18 protein-coding genes are annotated in these 20,762 nt (G+C 71.1%); 5 read left to right on the top strand and 13 right to left on the bottom strand.

What is annotated here, in order from left to right:
• Window positions 1-160 precede the first annotated feature (160 nt).
• Window positions 161-1,105, top strand: a complete 945-nt coding sequence (locus ACGFWE_RS34210) for an RluA family pseudouridine synthase (RefSeq protein WP_352390103.1) — start codon at window positions 161-163, stop codon at window positions 1,103-1,105.
• Between the two features lie 19 nt (window positions 1,106-1,124).
• On the opposite strand, the gene ACGFWE_RS34205 is transcribed toward ACGFWE_RS34210, so the two are convergent.
• The 6 genes from ACGFWE_RS34205 to ACGFWE_RS34180 form a co-directional block, all read right to left on the bottom strand.
• On the bottom strand, window positions 1,125-2,591 hold the full coding sequence (locus ACGFWE_RS34205; RefSeq protein WP_393604204.1) for a cytochrome P450: 1,467 nt from the start codon (window positions 2,589-2,591) through the stop codon (window positions 1,125-1,127).
• Window positions 2,592-2,650: 59 nt separating this feature from the next.
• Entirely contained in the window at window positions 2,651-3,271 is a 621-nt protein-coding gene (locus tag ACGFWE_RS34200) for an ATP/GTP-binding protein (RefSeq protein ID WP_352390104.1), read from the bottom strand.
• Window positions 3,252-3,674 (bottom strand): DUF742 domain-containing protein, encoded by a 423-nt coding sequence (locus ACGFWE_RS34195; protein ID WP_352390105.1) that lies wholly within the window; start codon window positions 3,672-3,674, stop codon window positions 3,252-3,254. Before ACGFWE_RS34195 ends, ACGFWE_RS34200 begins: the two co-directional genes overlap by 20 nt.
• A complete protein-coding gene (locus ACGFWE_RS34190; protein ID WP_007380839.1) occupies window positions 3,671-4,078 on the bottom strand; it encodes a roadblock/LC7 domain-containing protein in 408 nt (135 codons plus the stop codon). The genes ACGFWE_RS34195 and ACGFWE_RS34190 overlap by 4 nt, the downstream gene beginning before the upstream one ends.
• A complete protein-coding gene (locus ACGFWE_RS34185) occupies window positions 4,075-5,664 on the bottom strand; it encodes a sensor histidine kinase (RefSeq protein ID WP_393603942.1) in 1,590 nt (529 codons plus the stop codon). The genes ACGFWE_RS34190 and ACGFWE_RS34185 overlap by 4 nt, the downstream gene beginning before the upstream one ends.
• Window positions 5,665-5,913: 249 nt before the next feature.
• Window positions 5,914-6,579, bottom strand: coding sequence for a TetR/AcrR family transcriptional regulator (locus ACGFWE_RS34180; RefSeq protein ID WP_393603940.1), 666 nt, complete (start codon window positions 6,577-6,579; stop codon window positions 5,914-5,916).
• Between the two features lie 477 nt (window positions 6,580-7,056).
• Between ACGFWE_RS34180 and ACGFWE_RS34175 the strand changes: the two genes are divergently transcribed.
• From ACGFWE_RS34175 to atzF, 4 genes are read left to right on the top strand one after another with little or no spacing between them, the layout of a single operon-like run.
• Window positions 7,057-7,881, top strand: a complete 825-nt coding sequence (locus tag ACGFWE_RS34175) for an urea amidolyase associated protein UAAP1 (RefSeq protein WP_352390108.1) — start codon at window positions 7,057-7,059, stop codon at window positions 7,879-7,881.
• On the top strand, window positions 7,878-8,534 hold the full coding sequence (locus ACGFWE_RS34170; protein ID WP_393603938.1) for an urea amidolyase associated protein UAAP2: 657 nt from the start codon (window positions 7,878-7,880) through the stop codon (window positions 8,532-8,534). The genes ACGFWE_RS34175 and ACGFWE_RS34170 overlap by 4 nt, the downstream gene beginning before the upstream one ends.
• A complete protein-coding gene (locus ACGFWE_RS34165) occupies window positions 8,531-12,079 on the top strand; it encodes a 5-oxoprolinase/urea amidolyase family protein (RefSeq protein ID WP_393603936.1) in 3,549 nt (1,182 codons plus the stop codon). The genes ACGFWE_RS34170 and ACGFWE_RS34165 overlap by 4 nt, the downstream gene beginning before the upstream one ends.
• 32 nt (window positions 12,080-12,111) lie before the next feature.
• Window positions 12,112-13,758, top strand: a complete 1,647-nt coding sequence (atzF, locus tag ACGFWE_RS34160) for an allophanate hydrolase (protein WP_393603934.1) — start codon at window positions 12,112-12,114, stop codon at window positions 13,756-13,758.
• A 69-nt stretch (window positions 13,759-13,827) separates the two neighbouring features.
• Here atzF and ACGFWE_RS34155 read toward each other — a convergent pair whose 3' ends face one another.
• The 7 genes from ACGFWE_RS34155 to ACGFWE_RS34125 form a co-directional block, all read right to left on the bottom strand.
• The gene (locus ACGFWE_RS34155) at window positions 13,828-16,689 is read right to left on the bottom strand and encodes a DEAD/DEAH box helicase (protein WP_352390112.1); all 2,862 of its coding nucleotides are present in this window, start codon (window positions 16,687-16,689) and stop codon (window positions 13,828-13,830) included.
• Window positions 16,690-16,729: 40 nt separating this feature from the next.
• Window positions 16,730-17,620 carry a diacylglycerol kinase gene (locus ACGFWE_RS34150; protein ID WP_352390113.1) on the bottom strand — a complete coding sequence of 297 codons (891 nt, stop codon included), beginning with the start codon at window positions 17,618-17,620 and terminating at the stop codon, window positions 16,730-16,732.
• Between the two features lie 31 nt (window positions 17,621-17,651).
• Complete coding sequence (gene tatC, locus ACGFWE_RS34145) at window positions 17,652-18,611, bottom strand: twin-arginine translocase subunit TatC (protein WP_352390114.1); 960 nt, start codon at window positions 18,609-18,611, stop codon at window positions 17,652-17,654.
• Between the two features lie 48 nt (window positions 18,612-18,659).
• The gene (tatA, locus tag ACGFWE_RS34140; protein ID WP_352390115.1) at window positions 18,660-18,947 is read right to left on the bottom strand and encodes a Sec-independent protein translocase subunit TatA; all 288 of its coding nucleotides are present in this window, start codon (window positions 18,945-18,947) and stop codon (window positions 18,660-18,662) included.
• A gap of 258 nt (window positions 18,948-19,205) precedes the next feature.
• Window positions 19,206-19,400: a hypothetical protein gene (locus ACGFWE_RS34135; RefSeq protein WP_393603931.1), complete on the bottom strand. Its 195-nt coding sequence runs from the start codon at window positions 19,398-19,400 to the stop codon at window positions 19,206-19,208.
• A 10-nt stretch (window positions 19,401-19,410) separates the two neighbouring features.
• Window positions 19,411-19,701, bottom strand: coding sequence for a hypothetical protein (locus ACGFWE_RS34130; RefSeq protein ID WP_352390116.1), 291 nt, complete (start codon window positions 19,699-19,701; stop codon window positions 19,411-19,413).
• Complete coding sequence (locus ACGFWE_RS34125; RefSeq protein ID WP_393603929.1) at window positions 19,698-20,747, bottom strand: helix-turn-helix transcriptional regulator; 1,050 nt, start codon at window positions 20,745-20,747, stop codon at window positions 19,698-19,700. Before ACGFWE_RS34125 ends, ACGFWE_RS34130 begins: the two co-directional genes overlap by 4 nt.
• Window positions 20,748-20,762 lie beyond the last annotated feature (15 nt).

Genomic DNA, 20,762 nt, shown 5'->3' with positions numbered 1-20,762 from the left:
CGCGCCCCTTTTCAGTCGAGGAGGACGCCGGCGAAACCGGATCACCGGCGCGCTCGGGGCGAGCCCCTGGGCTCAGGGCCAGAGGGCGGTCCGCACGGTTCCGCAGGACGGCGACCGGCTCATGCCCCGTTGTCAGCGCCCCCTCGTAAGCTTGATCGCGATGAGACGCAGACGCCCGGTCCCCCCGCCTCCCCTGCCGCAGCGCGACGGGGTCGATCCCGTGCGGGTGAGGCTGCCGCAGGGGACGGCGTGGGCGACCGTGCGCGATCACCTGGTGGAGCGGCTCGCGGCCGAGGCGGAGGTGATCGACGAGATGCTGGACGCAGGGCTGATCGTGGACGCCGACGGACGGGCCGTGCCGCGGGACATGACGTACGTGCCAGGCATGTTCGTGTGGTTCCACCGGGAACTGCCGTACGAGGTGCCGGTGCCCTTCGCACTGGACGTCGTGCACCGGGACGAGCACATCGTTGTCGTCGACAAGCCGCATTTCCTGGCCACGACACCGCGCGGCAGCCATGTCACGGAGACCGCTCTCGCGCGGCTGCGCCGGGAGCTGGGCCTGCCCACGCTGGGCGCCGCCCACCGCCTGGACCGGCTCACCGCTGGGTTGGTCCTGTTCACTGTGCGCCCCGCGGAGCGCGGCGCGTACCAGTCGCTGTTCCGCGACCGGCTCATCGCCAAGGAATACGAGGCAGTGGCGCGGTACGCCCCCGCACTCACCCTGCCGCTCACCGTGCGCAGCCGGATCGTCAAGGAGCGCGGGGTCATGGCGGCGCGCGAGGTCGAGGGCGAGTACAACGCCGTCAGTGACGTGGAGTTGCTGGAGCGACGGGACGACGGTCTGGCTCGCTACCGGCTCCGCCCCCGCACTGGGCAGACGCACCAGCTCCGGGTGCATATGAGCACCTTGGGAGTGCCGATCCTCGGCGACCCCCTCTATCCCGTGGTGACCGCCCCCGTGGCGGACGGTGACTTCCGGCGCCCGCTCCAACTGCTGGCGCGGGCCCTTGAGTTCACCGATCCGGTCACGGGGCACGAGCACCGGTTCGTCAGCCCGCGTGTGCTGCAGGCCTGGTCGTCGTACGAGGAGTGGGCCGAGTAGGCCCGGTGCCCCGGCCGGCTCAGTCCCCGCGCCACCAGCGGAGCAGGCGGCGGAACACGCCCGGCCGACCGGCCGGTTCGGTCAGCGCGGTCGGCACCGGAGCTGTGGGATCCAGAGCTGTGGGCTGCGGCTGCGGCGTGCTGATCTGCCAGTCGGTCGGGCGTTGCCGCGGCACCGGGTTGGTGGAGGACCACTGCATGACGTCCTGCTGGGGCTTCGGCTCGAACCTCACCGGCAGCTCCACGAGGTGTCGGTTCATGATGGACGCCCGCCAGCGCAGTTCGTCCTCCTCACAGGCGAGTTGAACGTCCGGGAGACGGTTCAGCAGAGCGTCGACGCCCACGTCCGCGATGGCGCGGCCGATGTCCTGGCCCGGGCACTCGTGAGGACCGCCGCTGAAAGCGAGGTGGGAACGGTTGCCCTGCATGTTGGCCTTGAGGTCGGGGCGCACACGTGGGTCGACGTTGCCCGGGGCGATGCCCATGAGGAGGCCGTCGCCCTTGCGGATGCGCTGACCGCCGAGCTCGGTGTCCTGCTTGGCGAAGTAGCCCAGCATGGTGCTGAACGGCGGCTCGTCCCACAGGCACTGCTCAACCGCCTGGGGCACCGTCATCTGGCCGCCGTTGAGCCGGGCTCGGAACCCCGGGTCGGTGAGCACCACCCGCAGTACGTTGGCGAGCAGGTTGGCAGTGGCCTCGTACGAGGTGATCATGATGACGCGCAGATGCTGGCCGATCTCGTCGTCGTCGAGCCCCGCCGGGTGGTTGATCAGGTGACTGGTGAAGTCGTCCTTGGGATCGGCCCGGCGGCGGACGGTGAGCCGCATCAGGGCGTCCATGATGTAGGCGTTGCTCGCGATCGAGGTTTCGGTGCCCTTGAGCAGATCGCGGGCGGCATGCACGATCTCGTCGTTGTACTCCTCGGGCATGCCGAGGATCTCGCACATCACCGCCATGGGCAGGTGCTCCGCGAACTGGCTGACCAGATCCGCCCGGCCCTTCGCGCAGAACTTGTTGACGAGGTCATGCGTCGCGCGGTTGATGTAACGGCGGATCCCCCGGTGGTTGATGGTCGACATGGCGCTGGTGACCGCGCCGCGCAGCCGCCGGTGCTCGTCGCCCTCGGCGTGGCAGCAGATGGGCTGCCAGGCGACGATCGGCATGAGCGGATGATCCGGCTTGACCGTGCCGTCCTCCAGAGCACTCCACTGACGCGGGTCACGACAGAAGTGCGTGGGCGTACGCACCATGTGCATGTTCTCGCTGTGACCCAGCACGACCCAGATCGGCACGTCTTCATGCAGCAGCGCGGGAGCCACGGGGCCGTGTTCGGAGCGGAGCTCCTCATACACGGCCCCCAGGTCCTCCGCGCCGGGGCCGTACAGTCTGCGCAGCCCGCCGAGTCCGACGCCGTGCGCGGGGCAGCCGGGAGGCGGGGCGGCCGTGGAGTGGTCCGTACCGGCCGGGGAAAAGGGTTCAGGCGTCACGATGGTCGCTCCGAAGCTGAAGTTCATCTGTCGTACGGGAGGGCATGCGACGGGACGGCTCAGACCGGTGTCTTCTCCGTCGTCAGGGAGTGCAGGAACCGCAGCAGCGTCATCAGCACGTCCCGGCTCGACGCCCGCCGTCGCGCGTCGCATTCGAGGATCGGGATCTCCTCGCTCAGGTCGAGCGCACTGCGCAGGTCCTCGACGGCGTGGCGGGGGCCGTCGGGGAAGGTGTTGACGGCGACGACGAAGGGCACGCCGCGTTCCTCCAGGCGGTCCATGACGTCGAAGCTGACCTCGAGGCGTCGGGTGTCCACCAGGACCACCGCGCCGAGTGCCCCTTCGAACAGGCCGTTCCACAGGAACCAGAAGCGCTCCTGGCCCGGGGTGCCGAAGAGGTAGAGGACCAGCTGGTCGGTGATGCTGATGCGGCCGAAGTCCATGGCCACGGTGGTGGCCGTCTTGGTCTCGGAGCCGTAGTTGTCGTCGACCCCGATGCCGGCCTGGGTCATGGTCTCCTCGGTGGTCAGCGGTTTGATCTCGCTGACCGAGCCGACCATGGTCGTCTTGCCGACGCCGAAGCCGCCGACGATGACGATCTTCACCGCGGCCTCGGCGGTCGGGGGCAGGTGGTCCTCTGTTCGCGGACCGGGGATGGTGTCAGAGCCTTTGTAGTCCATGCATCACCGCTTCGAGGAGGGAACGGTCGGCCAGCGCCTGGCGGATCACCGGGGCGCGCGCCGTCACCAGTTCGGCCGTCAGCAGCTCGGTGAGCAGGACGGTCACCACGCTGAACGGCAGGCTGAGATAGGCGGACAGCTCGGCCACGGACAGGGGGGCCGTGCAGAGCCTGAGCAGCGCCGCCTGCTCGGGCGTGGCGGAGGGCGGCGGGTCGGCGTGCGCCACGATTAAGGTGACCAGGTCGAGTTCCGAGCGCTCGGTTCCGTCGGGGCCGGTGATGACGTACAGCCGCTCGGGGTTCTTCTTCGGTCCCTCGGGTGGGTCCTGGCCCTCCTGCGGGGGTGGCGGGGTCGGTTCCGGGCCGGCCTTGGGGAATCGCCGTCGGCGTTGCGGAGGAGTCATACGGTCTGCCCGTTGCGCCGGGGCGGGCTCGTCAGGTGCGCGCCGATGCGGACGACCAGATCGCTCATACGGGCGCTCATGTGGCCGGGTTCGGTGATGATGTCGGAGAGCACCGCGAGGTAGGCGTTGGGGCCCGCGGCCATCAGATAGAAGTAGCCCCCGTGGATCTCGATGAGGACCATCTTCATCTTGCCGTCACTGCCGGGGATCTCCCCGGCCACGGCGCCCGCCAGGCTCTGCAGGCCCGCGCACGCGGCGGCGACGCGGTCGGCGGTGTCCGGGTCCCCGCCGTGCCGGGCGATGCGCAGCCCGTCGGCGGAGAGCACCACGATCATCTGGATGCCCGGTACGCCTTTGGCGAGGTCCTGGAGCATCCAGTCGAAGTTGCCTCGCTGCTGGATCACTTGAGGTTCCCCTCGTCTTCGGCCTCGGTACGGGCCGGTTCGTCGGTCGGCTGGGTGACTGCGGAAGAGGTGGGCCGCTTGAGGCCGTCCATGAACGCCTGGACCCACAGGCCCGGCGGGGTGTCGTCGGGCTTCGGCTCGGGCTCGGGCTCGCGCTTGGCCGTCGACCAGATGGTCGGGCGGCCCTCCCGCTCGGCGCGTTCGATCTCGGCCTGCTCGGCGTAGCGCTGGGTGAACGAGGTCTTGACCCGGCTGCGGCGCTGCGGCAGCCCGTTGGCCGTCCACTCGGTGACCTCGGGGACGTCGTCCTCCATGGACACCGGGGTGGTGAACTTGGGGCTGGTGGGCCGGCGCTTCTTGATCGTGCGCTTGGGGCCGGGCAGGGCGCCGAGTTCGGCCTTGGGCACGGCGGTGGCACCGATGCCGTGGGCGAGGCCGACGCCGGGCTCGTCGGTGAGCATGTCGCTGGGCACGACGAGGATGGCGCGGACACCGCCGTACGCGGAGGCGCGCAGGGAGACCTGCATGTCGTACGCGGCGCAGAGGCGGCCCACGACGGCGAGGCCGAGACGCGGCGATTCGCCGAGGTCCTGGAGGTCCACGCCGGCCTTGGCCCGCTCCAGCATGCCCTCGGCCCGCAGCCGGGCCTCCTCGCTGAGGCTGACGCCGGCGTCCTCGATCTCGATGCAGACGCCGGTCTGCACCTCGGTGGCGGTGACGTGCACCTTGCTCTGGGGCGGCGAGTAGCGCGTGGCGTTGTCGAGGAGTTCGGCCGCGGCGTGGATGACCGGCTCTACGGCGGTGCCCTTGACGTTGACCTTGGCGATCGAGGAGAGGTCGATGCGCCGGTACTCCAGGATCCGGGACATGGCGCCGCGCAGCACGCTGTACAGCGCGACGGGCTCGGGCCACTGCCGGCCGGGGCGGCCACCGCCGAGGACGGAGATGGAGTCGGCGAGCCGGCCGATCAGCGCGGTGCCGTGGTCGATGCGCAGGAGGTCGTCGAAGACCTCGGGGTTGCGGCCGTGGTCCTCCTCCATCTCCCGCAGTTCGTTGGCCTGCTGGTGGACGATGGCCTGCACGCGCCGGGCGATGTTCACGAAGGAGCGCTGCGCGGCGTCACGCATGATCTCCTCGGTGTCGACGATGGTGAGCACCGTCTTGAGCAACCGGACCTGCGCTTCGGGCAGGTTCGCCCACGCGGAGTTGAACTCGCCGAGTCGGCGAATCACCTCTCCGGGGGAACTTCCGCGGCGCAGCCAGTCCAGCGCGGCGGGCGCGATCTCCTTCGCGAACCGGATCATGTCCTGGTCGTGGTCGGCGATCCGCTGCTTCAGATGAGCCGTGTGCTGGATGTGCTCGATTCTCTGGTCACGCAGTTCACGACCGCGCCGTACGGCCTCGGCCGCCACCGCGATCACCAGCAGCGTGGCGATGGCACCGCACCAGCCGACAGCGGCCCTGGCGGGCTGCTGCACCAGCGCGACACCGGCCCCGGTCGCCGCGGCCATGACTATGGCGGGGAGCAACAGCACGCGCGCATACGGCAGTTCACGGCGTCCTGGGGGGGATTGAACACTCACCATGTGGGCCCTCTGAGACGTATCGACGGGGAGTCGCACATATAGGGAACAAGCGCACGAATACACATCAACTCGGTGCGCTGCGGGCGAGCTTAGTCCGACCGGATCATCGCCGTGTCATATTCAGCAAGCGCCTGAAACGGGCATTGCGACTGGAGTAGCCTCGGTTCATTTACACGCTCCGAGATCAATCGAACACCCCGAGTCATGGCGTACGGGCGCACGAAACCCACTCACCGCGGTGAGTGAAGATCAGCTCTCGGCCGGGTGCCCGTCCTGGATTCCGGCGATGCGCAGGGCCGCGTCCGCGGTGGCCTCCGCGAAGACGGAGACGGGCCGCTCGGGGTCGGAGCGGTGGACCAGGATCACGCCCTCGATCAGGCCGAACAGCAGGTCTGTGCGGAGCTCGAGCTCACTCTTGGCGAGGGCGCCGCCCGCGGCCGTCGCGGCGAGCAACTGCCGGTAGGTGTCCTTGAGTTCGGCGCGCACGGCATGGAAGCCGGCGAACCGCTCGGCGCGCACCTCGGGCAGCAGATAGAGCCCGCCGAGGTTGTACGGGCCGCCGCACAGCACCTCGACGTCCGCGCGGCACAGCTCCCACAGCCTGCCCTCCGCCGGGGTCTTGTCGTCCGCCAGCAGCTCACGGGCGTACGCCAGCGAGGGCGTGACGGTGGACTCCAGGAGCTGGGCGAGGAGTTCCTCCTTGCCGGAGACGTAGTGGTACATGGACGCCTGCCGCATGCCCGCGCGCTCGGCGACGGCCCGGGTGCTGGTGGCGGCATACCCCAGGGAGGTGAACAACTCGGCTGCGGCGACGAGGAGTTCATCGCGTGGCGCCAGCCCGCTGTCCGGCCGCCGATCGGCCCGGGGCCTGCCGACCCGCCGCCCGGACTCCGCCGCCCCACCTGTCGTACCCATGCGTTCGATCCTCGCACACAGGGCGGGGGGTGATCGCCGGGTGATCTTCGGGCGCCCCCGGGACGACCACACCCGGGCTCCAGGAGCGCCCACCGAGGATCACCGGACGCACCCCCGCCGCCGAACGACACGCACACACCACCCCCCAGGGGCGCGGGGAACTGCGCGACCAGCCCCCACCGCCCCGCACCCGCCAACGCACCGCACCCCCCGCCCCGCCCCCGCCCACGCACCGCACCCCCCGCCCAGCACCCGCCAACGCACCGCATCCATCGCCCCGCGCCCGACAACGCGCGGAACCTGCCGCACCACCCCCGACGACACACACCACCCACCCCCCGACAACGACAACGCCCCCCGCCCCACCCCCGTGAGCCCCCGGTAACTCCCCCGCAACACCCGGGCAATCCCCCCGACCTACCCCGCCCTTAATTTCTGTCAAGCGACAGAAACACCCCCCGGAGCCGGAGGTCCGCCATGGCCACAGAGACCACATACGGAGCCCGAGCACACGCCCGCGCCCAGGAGGGCACCCGTGCCGAGGCCATGCCCGTCGTGCCGGCCGGCGACTGGCCGGAGCCGCCCTCCGCGGCGGGCCCCCTGGTGTGGGCGGAGACCGTCGCGGGCGGCAACTACACGCACCGCGTCCTCGCCCGCGGCACCGAACTGCGCCTCACCGACCTCCACGGAGACGCCTGCGCCCACCTGCTGCTGTACGCGGAGGGCCGCCCCTGGGAGCGCCTGAACGTCGCCGACACGGTCAAGGTCCAGTGGAACGCCTACCTCGGTGAGGGCCAACTGCTCCTGTCCGACCAGGGCCGCGTCCTCGCGAGCGTCGTCGCCGACACCTCCGGCCGCCACGACGCCCTGTGCGGCACCTCCACCCTGGCCCGCAACACCGAGCGCTACGGCGACGGCACCCCCCAGAGTCCCTCCCCCGCCGGCCGCGAGCTCTTCAAGCTGGCGGCCGCGAAGAACGGTCTCGAACCGCGCGATCTGCCGCCCTCCCTCTCCTTCTTCCAGGGCGTCCGGATCCGCGAGGACGGCACCCTCGACTTCACCGGCTCGGCGGGTCCCGGCGCCGCCGTGACCCTTCGCGCCGAACAGGACGTGACGGTGCTGATCGCCAACGTCCCGCACCCCGCCGACCCCCGGCCCGCCTACGTCAGCACCCCGCTGGAGGTCCTCGCCTGGCGCGCCGAGCCCACCCGCGCCGGCGACCCCCTCTGGGACGCCACTCCCGAAGGCCGCCGCGCCTTCCTCAACACCGCCGACTTCCTCGCCTCGAAGGGACGCGCATGAAGCTCGAAGGGACGCATACGCTCGACGGGACGCATACCAAGGCGGTCGTTCCGGCCCGGTCCGCCTGGTCCTCCGTCATCCGCGAGGGCGAGACGCTCACCATCACCGACCTGCACGGCAACCAGGCCGTCGACTTCCTCGTCTACGACGCCCACGACACGGCGGTCCGCTACAGCGCCCCCGACACCGTCCAGGCGCAGGGCGGCATCTTCCTCACCACGGGCAGCGTGCTGATGTCCAACGAGCACACCCCGCTGATGACGGTCACCGCCGACGACGTGGGCCGCCACGACACGGTCGGCGGCGCCTGCTCCAAGGAGTCGAACACGCTGCGCTACGGCCACCACACCTGGTCGCAGCACGCGTGCGTGGACAACTTCCTCGCCGAGGGCGCGAAGTACGGCCTCGGCAAGCGCGACCTCGTCTCCAACATCAACTGGTACATGAACGTCCCGGTCGAGAAGGACGGCACCCTAGGCATCGTCGACGGCATCTCCGCCCCGGGTCTCTCCCTGACCCTGCGCGCCGAGCGCGACGTACTCGTCCTGGTCTCCAACTGCCCCCAGATCAACAACCCCTGCAACGGCTTCGACCCGACACCCGTGGAAATGACGATCGGGTCTGTGGACGCGACGATCGGGGCCGGCGCATGACCTTCGACACCCTCCTCGTCGCCAACCGGGGCGAGATAGCGGTCCGGATCATCCGCACGGCCCGCGAACTGGGCCTGCGGACCGTCGCGGTGTACTCCGACGCCGACCGGGCCGCACCCCACGTCCGGCTCGCCGACGAGGCCGTACGTCTCGGCCCGGCGCCCGCGAAGGAGTCGTATCTCGACGCCGACCTGGTGCTGAAGGCGGCCAAGGACTCGGGCGCGGGCGCGATCCACCCCGGTTACGGATTCCTGTCCGAGGACGCCGTCTTCGCCCGCCGCTGCGAGGAAGCGGGAATCGTGTTCGTGGGCCCGGCGCCCGAGCAGCTGGAGCTGTTCGGCGCGAAGCACACGGCACGGGCCGCGGCCGAGGCGGCGGGAGTGCGGCTGGCGCCGGGAACGGGCCTGCTGCCCTCTCTCGGCGAAGCCCTCGAAGCGGCCGGAGCCATCGGCTATCCCGTCATGCTCAAGGCCACCGGCGGTGGGGGCGGCATCGGTATGTCGGCATGTCACTCCGCCGACGAACTGACCGACGCCTGGGACCGGGTGCAGCGCGTCGCCGCCGCCTCCTTCTCCTCGGCCGGCGTCTTCCTGGAACGGCTCGTCGAGCGCGCCCGCCATGTCGAGGTGCAGGTCTTCGGCGACGGCGAGGGCAAGGTCGTCACCCTCGGCGACCGCGACTGCTCCCTCCAACGCCGCAACCAGAAGGTCCTTGAGGAGGCTCCGGCACCGGGCCTTCCCGCCCACGTCCGCGCACAACTCGCGGTCAGCGCCCGCGAGTTGTGCGCCTCCGTCGGCTACCGCTCCGCGGGAACCGTCGAGTTCGTCTACGACGCCGCCCGCGAGGAGGCCTACTTCCTGGAGGTCAACACCCGTCTCCAGGTGGAGCATCCGGTCACCGAGGAGATCTACGGTGTCGACCTGGTCGCCTGGATGCTCCGCCTGGCCCGGGGCGAGCGGGACGTCGTACGGGAACCGGGGCCCCCGCGCGGCCACGCCGTCGAGGCCCGCGTCTATGCCGAGGACCCCTCCCGTGAACACCGGCCCAGCGCGGGCCTGTTGACCCGGGTCGAGTTCCCCAGCGGGGTCCGCGTCGACGGCTGGGTGGAGACCGGCACCGAGGTGACGACGTCGTACGACCCGATGCTCGCGAAGATCATCGCGTACGGCCCGGACCGTGCCCACGCGCTCCAACGGCTGGACGAGGCCCTGGCACGCACCCGCGTCGACGGCATCGAGACCAACCTGGGCCTGGTCCGGGCGGCGCTGGCCGACACCGACTTCAGGGCGGCCGCGCACTCCACGGCGACCCTCTCGGGGATTCAGGACCCGACCCCGCGCATCGAGGTCGTCGCGGCCGGCACCCTCACCACGGTCCAGGACTGGCCGGGCCGTACCGGCTACTGGCAGGTCGGCGTGCCGCCGTCCGGCCCGATGGACGACCTCTCCTTCCGGCTCGGCAACCGGGCGCTGGGCAACTCGGAAGCGGCCCCCGGCCTCGAATGCACCTTGCAGGGACCGTCGTTGAGGTTCACCCACCCCACGACCGTCTGTGTGACGGGCGCTCCGGCCCCGGTCACCGTCGACGGCACACCCGTGGCGCAGTGGGAGCCGGTGACCGTGCCCGCGGGCTCGGTCCTGGAGATCGGCGCACCCGCCGAACACGGCCTGCGGACGTACGTCCTGTTCACGGGCGGCCTCGACGTGCCGGCCTTCCTCGGCAGCGCGAGCACCTTCACGCTGGGCCGCTTCGGCGGACACGGCGGACGGGCCCTGCGGACGGGCGACGTACTGCACGGGTCGGTCCTGGCCGACGGCACGCCCGCTGAGGACCGCCCCTCCTCCACCTCCACCAGCCCCTCCTCCACCTCCACGCGCCCCTCCTTCACCTCCACCTGGCACATCGCCGCCGCCGAAGGCCCGCACGCCGCCCCGGAGTTCTTCACCGAGGACGACATCCGCGACTTCTACGCAGCCGACTGGAAGGTCCACTTCAACTCGGCCCGCACCGGTGTCCGTCTGGTCGGCCCCAAGCCCCGCTGGGCCCGCACCGACGGCGGCGAGGCCGGCCTGCACCCTTCCAACATCCATGACACGCCCTACTCGGTCGGCGCGGTCGACTACACGGGTGACATGCCGGTGCTGCTGGGCCCGGACGGGCCCTCCCTCGGCGGGTTCGTGTGCCCGGCGACCATCATCAGCACCGAGCGCTGGAAGCTGGGCCAGCTGCGCCCCGGTGACACGGTCCGCTTCGTCCCGGTGACCACGGACGGCTCGGCGCGCCCGGCGATCGTGGACGGCGGCATCCTCGCCCGCGACGGCGATGTGACCTACCGCCGCAGCGGCGACGACAACCTGCTGGTCGAGTTCGGGCCCATGCAGCTGGACCTGGCGCTGCGCATGCGCGTCCACGCGCTGATGGAGTCGGTCGCCGAACAGGGCCCGGACGGCATCACCGACCTCACCCCCGGCATCCGCTCCCTCCAGATCCGGACCGACCCGAACCGGCTGCCCCAGCACGAACTCCTCGCCGCCGTACGAGAGATCACCGCGTCCCTGCCCCCGTCCGACCAACTGGTCGTCCCCTCCCGCACGGTCCACCTCCCGCTCTCCTGGGACGACCCGGCCACCCGCGAGGCGATCGCCCGCTACATGGCGGGCGTCCGCGACGACGCGCCCTGGTGCCCGTGGAACATCGAGTTCATCCGCCGCGTCAACGGCCTGGACTCGGTGGACGACGTCTACCGCACGGTCTTCGACGCGGAGTACCTCGTCCTGGGCCTGGGCGACGTCTACCTCGGCGCCCCGGTGGCCACCCCCCTCGACCCGCGCCACCGCCTGGTGACCACGAAGTACAACCCGGCGCGCACCTGGACGGCCGAGAACTCGGTCGGCATCGGCGGCGCGTATCTGTGCATCTACGGCATGGAGGGCCCCGGCGGCTACCAGTTCGTGGGCCGTACGACCCAGGTGTGGTCGCCCTGGCAGCAGCGCGGCGCGTTCGAGCCCGGCTCGCCCTGGCTGCTGCGCTTCTTCGACCGCATCAAGTGGTATCCGGTGGACGCGGACGAACTCCTGGAGCTGCGCGCCGACATCACGTCCGGCCGCTTCGTGCCCCGTATCGAGGAGGGCACCTTCTCGCTCGCCGAGTACCAGACCTTCCTCGCCGAACACTCCGATTCCATCGCGGAGTTCAGGGAGCGCCAACAGACGGCCTTCTCGGCGGAGCGGGACGCGTGGGAGGCGGCGGGCGAGTTCGCGCGGGCCGAGTCGGTGTCCGCACCGGCAGCCGCCCCCGCAGACATCTCGGTCCCTGCGGGCGGCCGCCTGATCGAGGCCGAGTTCGCCGCATCCGTATGGCAGTTGAACGTAGAGCCGGGTGACGTGGTGACGGCGGGGCAGCCGCTGCTCGCCCTGGAGGCGATGAAGATGGAGTCCAGGGTGCACGCGCCGACGGCCGGCGTGGTCGCGGAGATCCTGGCCAGGCCGGGCGACCAGGTGGAGGCGGGGACGGCACTGCTCGTCCTGGCCCCGCCCGCACAGTGAAACCCGGCCGCACAGTGAAAGAGGAGCGAGCCATGTCCAGCACCGTCACCCGGGTCCGTGCCGCCTACGACCGCGTCGAGGCCGTGGACCGCCCCGAGATCTGGATCGACCTGCGTCCGCGGGAGGACGTCGAGCGAGAGGCCCGGTCGATCGACGAACGGCTCGCGCGAGGTGAGCGACTGCCCCTCGCGGGCCGGCTGTTCGCCGCCAAGGGCAACATCGACGTGGCCGGCCTGCCCACCACCGCGGGCTGTCCGTCGTACGCCTACCGTCCCGAGGCCGATGCCCCGGTGGTCGCGCGTCTCCGCGCGGCGGGCGCGATCGTGCTCGGCACCACGAACCTGGACCAGTTCGCGACGGGCCTGGTCGGCACCCGCTCCCCGTACGGCGCGGTCCGCAACGCCTACGATCCCCTGAGGGTGAGCGGGGGTTCCAGCTCCGGCTCGGCGGTCGCGGTGGCGCTGGGCATCGTCGACTTCGCCCTGGGCACCGACACGGCGGGCTCGGGCCGGGTCCCGGCCGCCTTCAACGGCATCGTCGGCCTCAAGCCCACCCGCGGCCTGGTCCCCACGGCCGGGGTCGTCCCGGCCTGCGCCTCGATCGACTGCGTGACCGTCTTCGCCCGCACCCTCCCGGAGGCCGAGCAGGCGCTGTCCCACATGATCACGGGCACCGCCCCATCCCTGCCCGGACGCCTCCCCGGCCCCTGGCGGATCGCGGTCCCCCCGCGCGAGCAGCTCGGCGAACTGGACGAGGGGTGGGCAGCGGCGTACGAGGAGGCAGTGGGTCAACTGATCAGGGCCGGCGCCTCGGTGCGCGAGCTCGACCTCACGCCCTTCACACAGGCGGCGGCGATGCTCTACGAGGGTGCGTTCGTGGCCGAGCGCTACACAGCGGTGGGGGCTTTTGTCGACAAGGCGATGGAAGCGAACGACGACTCCCTCGATCCCACGGTCGCCGCCATCATCACCCGGGCCCGCGACCTGCCGGCCCACCAGCTCTACGCCGACCTGGACCGCCTGGCCACGCTCCGCACCCGGGCCCTGGCCGAACTGGCCGACGCGGACGCCCTTCTCCTGCCCACCGCCCCCGGTCACCCCACCCTCGCCGAGGTCGCCGCCGACCCGCTGGGCGCCAACGCCCGCCTGGGCCGCTTCACCAACTCCACGAACCTCTTCGACCTGGCGGCCGCGGCCGTCCCGGCGGGCGAGGTGACCGGCCTTCCGTTCGGCGTGATGCTGATCGGCCCGGCGCACACCGATGAACGCTTGGCGAGCATCGCGCGCCTGCTCCGGCCGGAGACCCGCCTCGCGGTGGTCGGCGCCCACCTGACGGGGCAGCCGCTGAACCCCCAACTCCTCGCCCTGGGCGCCCGCCTGGACCGTACGACCACCACCGCGCCGGTGTACCGCCTGCACGCCCTGCGGACGACACCGCCGAAGCCGGGTCTGGTGCATGTCGGCGAAGGCGGTGCGGCGATCGAGACGGAAGTGTGGCGCCTGCCGGCGGAGGGCCTCGGCCGCCTCCTGACAGCACTCCCCCGCCCGATGACGCTGGGCAGCGTGCAACTGGCCGACGGCACCGCCGTCCCCGGCTTTCTCTGCGAACCCGGCGCTCTGAAGAACGCCGAGGACATCACGGAGTACGGAGGCTGGCGGCCCTATGTGAACGCCGAGTAGCACCACCCACCCAGGGGCGCGGGGAACTGCGCGACCAGCCACAGACCACCCGCGCCCGCCGACGCAGGATCACCCCACCGACGAGTAGGCCACAACCCCCCGCAGCAGCAGATCGACAGCCTTGCGCGCGTTCTTCGCGACCGTGGACCCCTCGCCCCCGGAAACCGGCGCCGCAGCCGAGATCTGCCCCAGCACGTCGATCACCTGCTTGCACCAGCGCACGAAGTCCCCGGCGGGCATCTCCGCCTCCCGCAGCACCTCGTCCAGCCCCTTGCCGGAAGCCCACATGTAGGCGGCCCAGGCGAAGCCGAGGTCGGGCTCACGCTGCCCCACGCCCTCGGTCTGGTTGATCCGGAAGTCCTCCTCCAGGGCGTCCAGCCGTCCCCAGATCCGCACCATCTCCCCCAGCGCGGCCTTCGCCTTGCCGGACGGCACCTTGGGCGCCATGGCGTCGTCGCCCGCCCGGGACTCGTACACCAACGCCGACACACAGGCGGCCAGTTCGCCAGGGGCGAGCCCCTCCCAGACGCCCTCCCGCAGGCATTCGCTGGCCAGCAGATCGAGCTCGCCGTACAGCCGGGCCAGCCGCTTGCCGTGCTCGGTGACCTCGTCGCCGCGCAGATAGTCCATCTCGGTCAGCAGGGCCACGATCCGGTCGAAGGTCCGCGCGATGGTGTTCGTACGTCCCTCGATGCGCCGCTCCAGCTGCGAGGTGTCGCGCAGCAGCCGGTGATAGCGCTCGGCCCAACGGGCGTGATCCTCACGGTCGTTGCACCCGTGGCAGGGATGTGCCCGGATCGCCGTCCGCAGCCGGGCGATCTCGCGGTCGTCCGCGGCCTGGGAGCGCTGCTTACGGGCCCGCTCCGGTGGGATGTGCCCGGCCTTGGTGCGCAGCGCGGAGGCCAGGTCCCGACGGGACTGCGGCGAGCGCGCGTTGAAGGACTTCGGGATCCGCATCCGGTCCAACGGCTCGACCGGCACCGGGAAGTCCATCGACGCGAGGCGCTTGACCTGCCGCTCGGCGGTCAGCACCAGCGGCCGCGGGCCGTCGTGGTGCTCGAAACCGCGGTGGCCGTTGGACCGCCCGGCGGGCAGGCCCGGGTCCAGCACCAGCGCGAGACCGGCGTACTTGCCCGTCGGCACATGGATGACATCGCCCGGCTTGAGCTTCTCCAGCGCCACGGCCGCCTCGGCCCGCCGCTGGGAGACCCCCTGCCGGGCCAGCTCCGTCTCCCGGTCCTTGAGCTCGCGGCGCAGCCGCGCGTACTCCTCGAAGTCGCCGAGGTGGCAGGTCATGGAGGCCTTGTAGCCGTCGAGCCCCTCCTCGTTGCGCTGCACCTGCCGGGAGATCCCGACGACCGATTTGTCGGCCTGGAACTGCGCGAACGACGTCTCCAGGAGCTCACGCGAGCGGTGCCGGCCGAACTGCTCGACCAGGTTGACCGCCATGTTGTACGACGGTTTGAAGCTGGAGCGCAGCGGATACGTGCGCGTGCCGGCGAGTCCCGCCAGGTGCTCGGGGCTGCTCCCGCGCTGCCACAGCACCACCGCGTGGCCCTCGACGTCGATGCCGCGCCGCCCCGCACGTCCCGTCAGCTGGGTGTACTCGCCGGGCGTGATGTCGGCGTGCTGCTCGCCGTTCCACTTGACGAGCTTCTCCAGCACCACGGAACGCGCGGGCATGTTGATGCCCAGCGCGAGCGTCTCGGTCGCGAACACGGCCTTGACCAGGCCCCGGACGAACAGCTCCTCGACGACCTCCTTGAAGGTCGGCAGCATGCCCGCGTGGTGGGCCGCGATACCGCGCTCCAGGCCCTCCAGCCACTCGTAGTACCCGAGGACGTGCAGGTCCTCGTGCGGAATGGACGCGGTGCGCTCCTCGACGAGGGCGCGCACCCTGCCCCGCGCCTCGTCGTCGTTCAGTCGCAGCCCCGCGTACAGGCACTGCTGTACGGCCGCCTCGCACGCGGCGCGGCTGAAGATGAACGTGATGGCGGGCAGCAGTCCCTCGGCGTCGAGGCGCTCGATGACCTCGGGCCGGCTCGGCGTCCACACCTTCGACCGCTGCCGCCGCTCGCGTTCCCGGTCGGCCTCGCGCATCGCCCGGCCGCGTCGGCGGTCCTGGTACGACGGCCGCTGGGCCTCCATGCGGGCCAGTCGCGCGAGATCGGGGTTGACGGCCTTCTTGTTGCCCTCGCCCTCCTCGAACAGGTCGTACATCCGCCGCCCGGCGAGCACGTGCTGGAACAGCGGCACGGGCCGGTGCTCGGAGACGATCACCTGGGTGTCGCCGCGGACGGTGTCGAGCCAGTCGCCGAACTCCTCGGCATTGGACACGGTCGCCGACAGCGACACCAGGGTCACCGACTCGGGGAGGTGGATGATCACCTCTTCCCATACGGCGCCCCGGAAGCGGTCGGAGAGGTAGTGCACCTCGTCCATGACCACATAGCCGAGGCCCAGGAGGGTCTGCGAGCCCGCGTACAGCATGTTCCGCAGGACCTCGGTGGTCATCACGACCACGGGGGCGTCGGAGTTGACGCTGTTGTCGCCGGTGAGCAGACCGACCTTGTCGGCGCCGTAACGGCGGCTCAGGTCGGCGTACTTCTGGTTGGACAGCGCCTTGATGGGGGTTGTGTAGAAACACTTCTTGCCCTGCTGGAGGGCGAGGTGGACGGCGAACTCGCCGACGATCGTCTTGCCGGAGCCGGTGGGGGCGGCCACCAGCACGCCCTTCCCGGCTTCGAGAGCCTTGCAGGCCTCGATCTGGAAGGGGTCGAGACCGAAGTCGTACATCTCGCGGAAGCCCGCGAGCGCGGTGGCCTGCTCGGCTGCCCGCAGGCGGGCTGCCGCGTACCGCTCGGCCGGTGAGAGGTCCTCTGTCATCGTGCTTTCGAGCGTACCCGGCACCACTGACAACAGGACGATCATTATCCGGATCGGAGCCCGCGAAACCTGCCCTTCACGCAGTTCAAGGGCCCACCACGGACACCGCTCCACGGATGCAGCGCGCCGTCAGCGGCAGGGGCCCGAGCGGCTCGCCGTCGGCGTACCCCGTGACGCCCTCGGCGGCGATCTCCACCTGCGCGGCCCGCACCACGGTGACCTTGGGATGGTCGACGTGGGTGCCCCGGTACACGCTCGGGAAGACCCGCAGCAGGGTCCTGCGGCTGCAGTCGCCGACCACGGTGAGGTCGAACAGCCCGTCGGTGAGGTCCGCGCCCGGGCAGATCCGCATGCCGCCGCCGTACGACGATCCGTTGCCGACGGCCACCAGCGTCGCCTCGACCTCGCGGACCCGGCCGTCGTCGAGCGTGATCCGGTACGGCACGGGCCGGAAGGCGGCCAGTTCGGCGAGCATCGCGAGGTCGTACTTGAGGCGGCCCGCGGGCCATCTCATGCGGTTGCCGCGGTCGTTGACGCGGGAGTCGAAGCCGGAGGCGAGGACGGTGGCGAACCAGTGGTCACCGACCTGGCCGAGGTCGATGTCGTGGAGGCGGCCCTCCTTGAGTGCCCCGGCGATCAGCCGGCCCGCGGCGGCGGGATCGCGCACCGGCAGCCCCAGTGCGCGGGCGAAGTCGTTGCCGGTGCCGACGGCGACCAGCCCGAAGGGGGTGGCGGTGCCGGCCACGGCCTGCAGGGCGAGGTTGGCCATGCCGTCGCCGCCGACGGCGATCAGGGCGCCGGTGCCGTCCGTGACGGCGGCACGCGCGCGTGCGAGGGCGTCGGCGGCGTCCTCGCCGAGCACGGTCCGCACGGCGAAGCCTGCCGCCCGCAACGCGGAAGCGGCCGGCTGCGCCGCGTGGGCGCCCCGGCCGCGGCCCGCGGTGGGGTTGACGAAGAGGGTGATCTCGCTGGTCACGGAAGTGACCTTACGAGCCGCTTCCCGGTCGTCAGGTCACGTCGTCATAACCGTTGACCCGGTCCGTGCCGGAGGGCTCGGGCAGTGCCCGGCTCGCGGCGACGGTCTCGATCTCGCCGATGTCCTCGGGAGTGAGATCCAGGTCGGAGGCCTCGTCGTCGTCGGGGCCCGCGGCCTCCCGGCGGCGCCGACGCCTGTCATTGACCAGGGAGAAGGCCACCGCGAAGAAGTACAGCACCCAGATCGGGCCGGCCAGCGCGAGCATGCTCAGCGGGTCCGTGCTCGGCGTCGCCACGGCGGCGAACACGGTGATGCCCATGATCATGCCCCGCCACCAGCCGAGCATCCGCTTGCCGGTGATCATGCCGGTGAGGTTGAGGAAGACCAGCAGCAGCGGCAGTTCGAAGGAGAGACCGAAGACGATCACCATGCGCGTGACGAGCTGCAGCAGGTCGTCGAGGGGCAGCAGGTTGTCGATGCTGCCGCTCGGCGTGAAGTCGATCAGCACCTTCGCGGTGGTGGGAAGCACCGAGTACGCGAAGTAGGCACCGCCCATGAACAGGGGGGCGCCGGTGAAGACGAACGCGTACGCGTACTTCTTCTCGTGCCGGTGCAGACCCGGGGCGATGAACGCCCACAGCTGGTACAGCCAGATCGGCGAGGCCAGGACGACACCCGCCGTCAACGAGACCTGGAGGGCCAGCGTGAAGGGCGCGAGCAGGCCGTTGATGGTGATCCGGGCGCACTTGTGAGTCGCGTCGGCCGAGGACGACTTGGCGAGCTCCGCGAAGCTCTGCTGACAACCGATCGAGTCGAGGATCGGCTTCGTCAGGAAGTTGATGATGTCGTTGTAGAAGAAGGCAGCGACGATCGTCACGAGGACGATGGCCAGCAGGGCCTTCGCGAGCCGGTTGCGGAGCTCACGAAGGTGATCCGCGAGAGGCATCCGCCCCTCGGGATCCCTCTCCTCTTTGCGGGCAGACTTCAGCAACCCACGTTCCCATCTCGTGCGGGCGGGCCGGAGGTCACCGGCCCCGCGTCAGCGCTTGGTCGTGTCCGTCGGCTCGCTGACCGGGCGCGAGCTGGTCACGTCGCCGGGGGCGGCCTGGATGGTGCGCTGGGACGGGCTCTGCTCGTCGGTGGTGGGCGGACCGGCCGGAGTGGCCGTGCTGCCGCCCTCTTCCTTCATCGCCTTGGCCTCGCTCTTGAGAATGCGAGCGGACTTGCCGAGCGAGCGCGCCATGTCGGGAAGCTTCTTCGCGCCGAACAGCAGGATGATGACGACGAGGATGAGAATGATCTCGGGGGCGCCGAGCCTTCCGAACATAAGTCTTTACCTTCTCACCGAGGCGGCTTGTGGGGTGCTGTCCGACCGGTCGGACATGTGTCCGATCAGCCGTGCTGGCAGCGATCGTAACGCCCAGGGGTGAACGCCTGGCAATCCCTGTGCGTACTCCCGGTTCGCGGCCGAGCCTCGTTATCCGGACCGCGACCAGCAGCGTACCTGGCGACCCCGCCCCGGTGACAGGGCGAAGTGGCCCAAAACGCATCCGGCGCGCGACTCACACCCGACTCTCAGCAGCACTCACCGTGAGTCCACAGAACGGGCCGTGCTCACCGCCGCCCGCTCCAGATCCTCCGCGGCCCGGTTGATGCGCCGCGCCGAGTCGGTGACCTGGCGCCCCAGACGCTGCGCCTCCACGAAGACCCGGACGGCGAGCACACCGAGAACGGCGAGACCCACGAACCCCACAGCTACCGCGAACATCGGCCAGAACATGGCACCGAGCCTAGAGGGTGGAGTGCAGCCGCAGCGTGCGGACCCCGCCGCCGGTCAGCAGCTCGACAATCCGCTCACCGGCGGGCTTGCGGACGGCCGCGCCGCACTCGGGGCAGGTGAAGGAGTAGAACGTGGCGCGGCTGGTCGCTCCGATGGCGAGGCGCAGGGCGGCGGCGGCCAGCTCGAACCGCTCCCGGCAGTCCGGGCAGCTCGCCCTGAAGGTCGCCGGCGCCGCGCTTCTCATCCCCGCGAAGGCGGCAGCCACCGTCATGCCCGCACCAGACGTCGCCGACTCGCTCAAAGCCCCTGCTCCTGCCTGTCGTACCCACCGTCGTGCACCCGCGCCCCCGGGGTCCTGCCCGCCTCGACCCCGTCGTAGGCCGCCAGGGCCTCGCGGGCCGCCTCACGGGCGCTGTCGGCGAGGTCACGCGGCGAGACGATCCGGCCGTCACGGCCGAGCCGGAGCGCCAGTCTGCGCAGGGATGCCGGGTCCGGGGTGCGGAGGGTAATACGCAGCCCGCCGTCGGAAAGCTCATCGGCGCTGTCGTGCGGGTAGTACTCGGCGACCCAGCGTCCGCCGGGGCCGACCTCGACGACCACCTCGGGGTCCTCGGCCGCGGGCTGCACGAGCCCCTCCGACAGGTCCCTGAGTTCGACCTCGGGCGGCGCGGACGGCTCGTCGAGGATCTTGATCTCGGCGACCCGGTCGAGCCGGAAGGTACGCCGCGCCTCGGAGCGGCGGCACCAGGCCTCGACATAGGTGTGTCCGACGCTGACCAGGCGGATCGGGTCGATCTCCCGCTCGGTGAGCTCGTCCCGGGCGGGCGAGTAGTAGCGGATCCACAGGCGCCGGCGCTCGGAGATGGCCCGGTCGACGTCCGCGAAGACCCCGCCCTCCGACTCGAAGGTCACCGAAAGACGCGCGCTGGCACCGGCGGTCTCACCGGCCGCCGTCTCCACCTTGGCGGTGGCCCGCAGCAGTGCCTGCCGGTCGCTCTCCCGGAGACCGGGCAGCGTGGAGACCGCGCGGGCGGCCACCAGCAGCGCGGTCGCCTCGTCGGCGGCGAGCCGCAGCGGCTCGGCCGTCTCCTCGCCGAGGGCGGCGGGATTGTGCCACCAGATCCGCTCGCCGTCGGTGTCGATGTCGAGCAGATCGCCGCCGCGGAAGCTGGTGCCGCACATGGGCAGCACATCGAGGTCGGAGACCAGCTCGTCCTCGGTGATCCCGAAGGCGCGGGCCACGTCCTCGACCCGCGCTCCGGGACGCTCCTTCAGATAGGTCACCAGCGAGAGCATCCGCCGGGTCTGGTCGATGGCGTTCGTGGGCCTGACCGGTTTGCCTGCCACAGTTCTCTTCCGTTC

This window comes from Streptomyces sp. NPDC048523 (assembly GCF_043199815.1).
In the GTDB taxonomy this organism is placed as follows: domain Bacteria; phylum Actinomycetota; class Actinomycetes; order Streptomycetales; family Streptomycetaceae; genus Streptomyces.
This window is presented reverse-complemented; position numbering and strand designations above follow the sequence as displayed.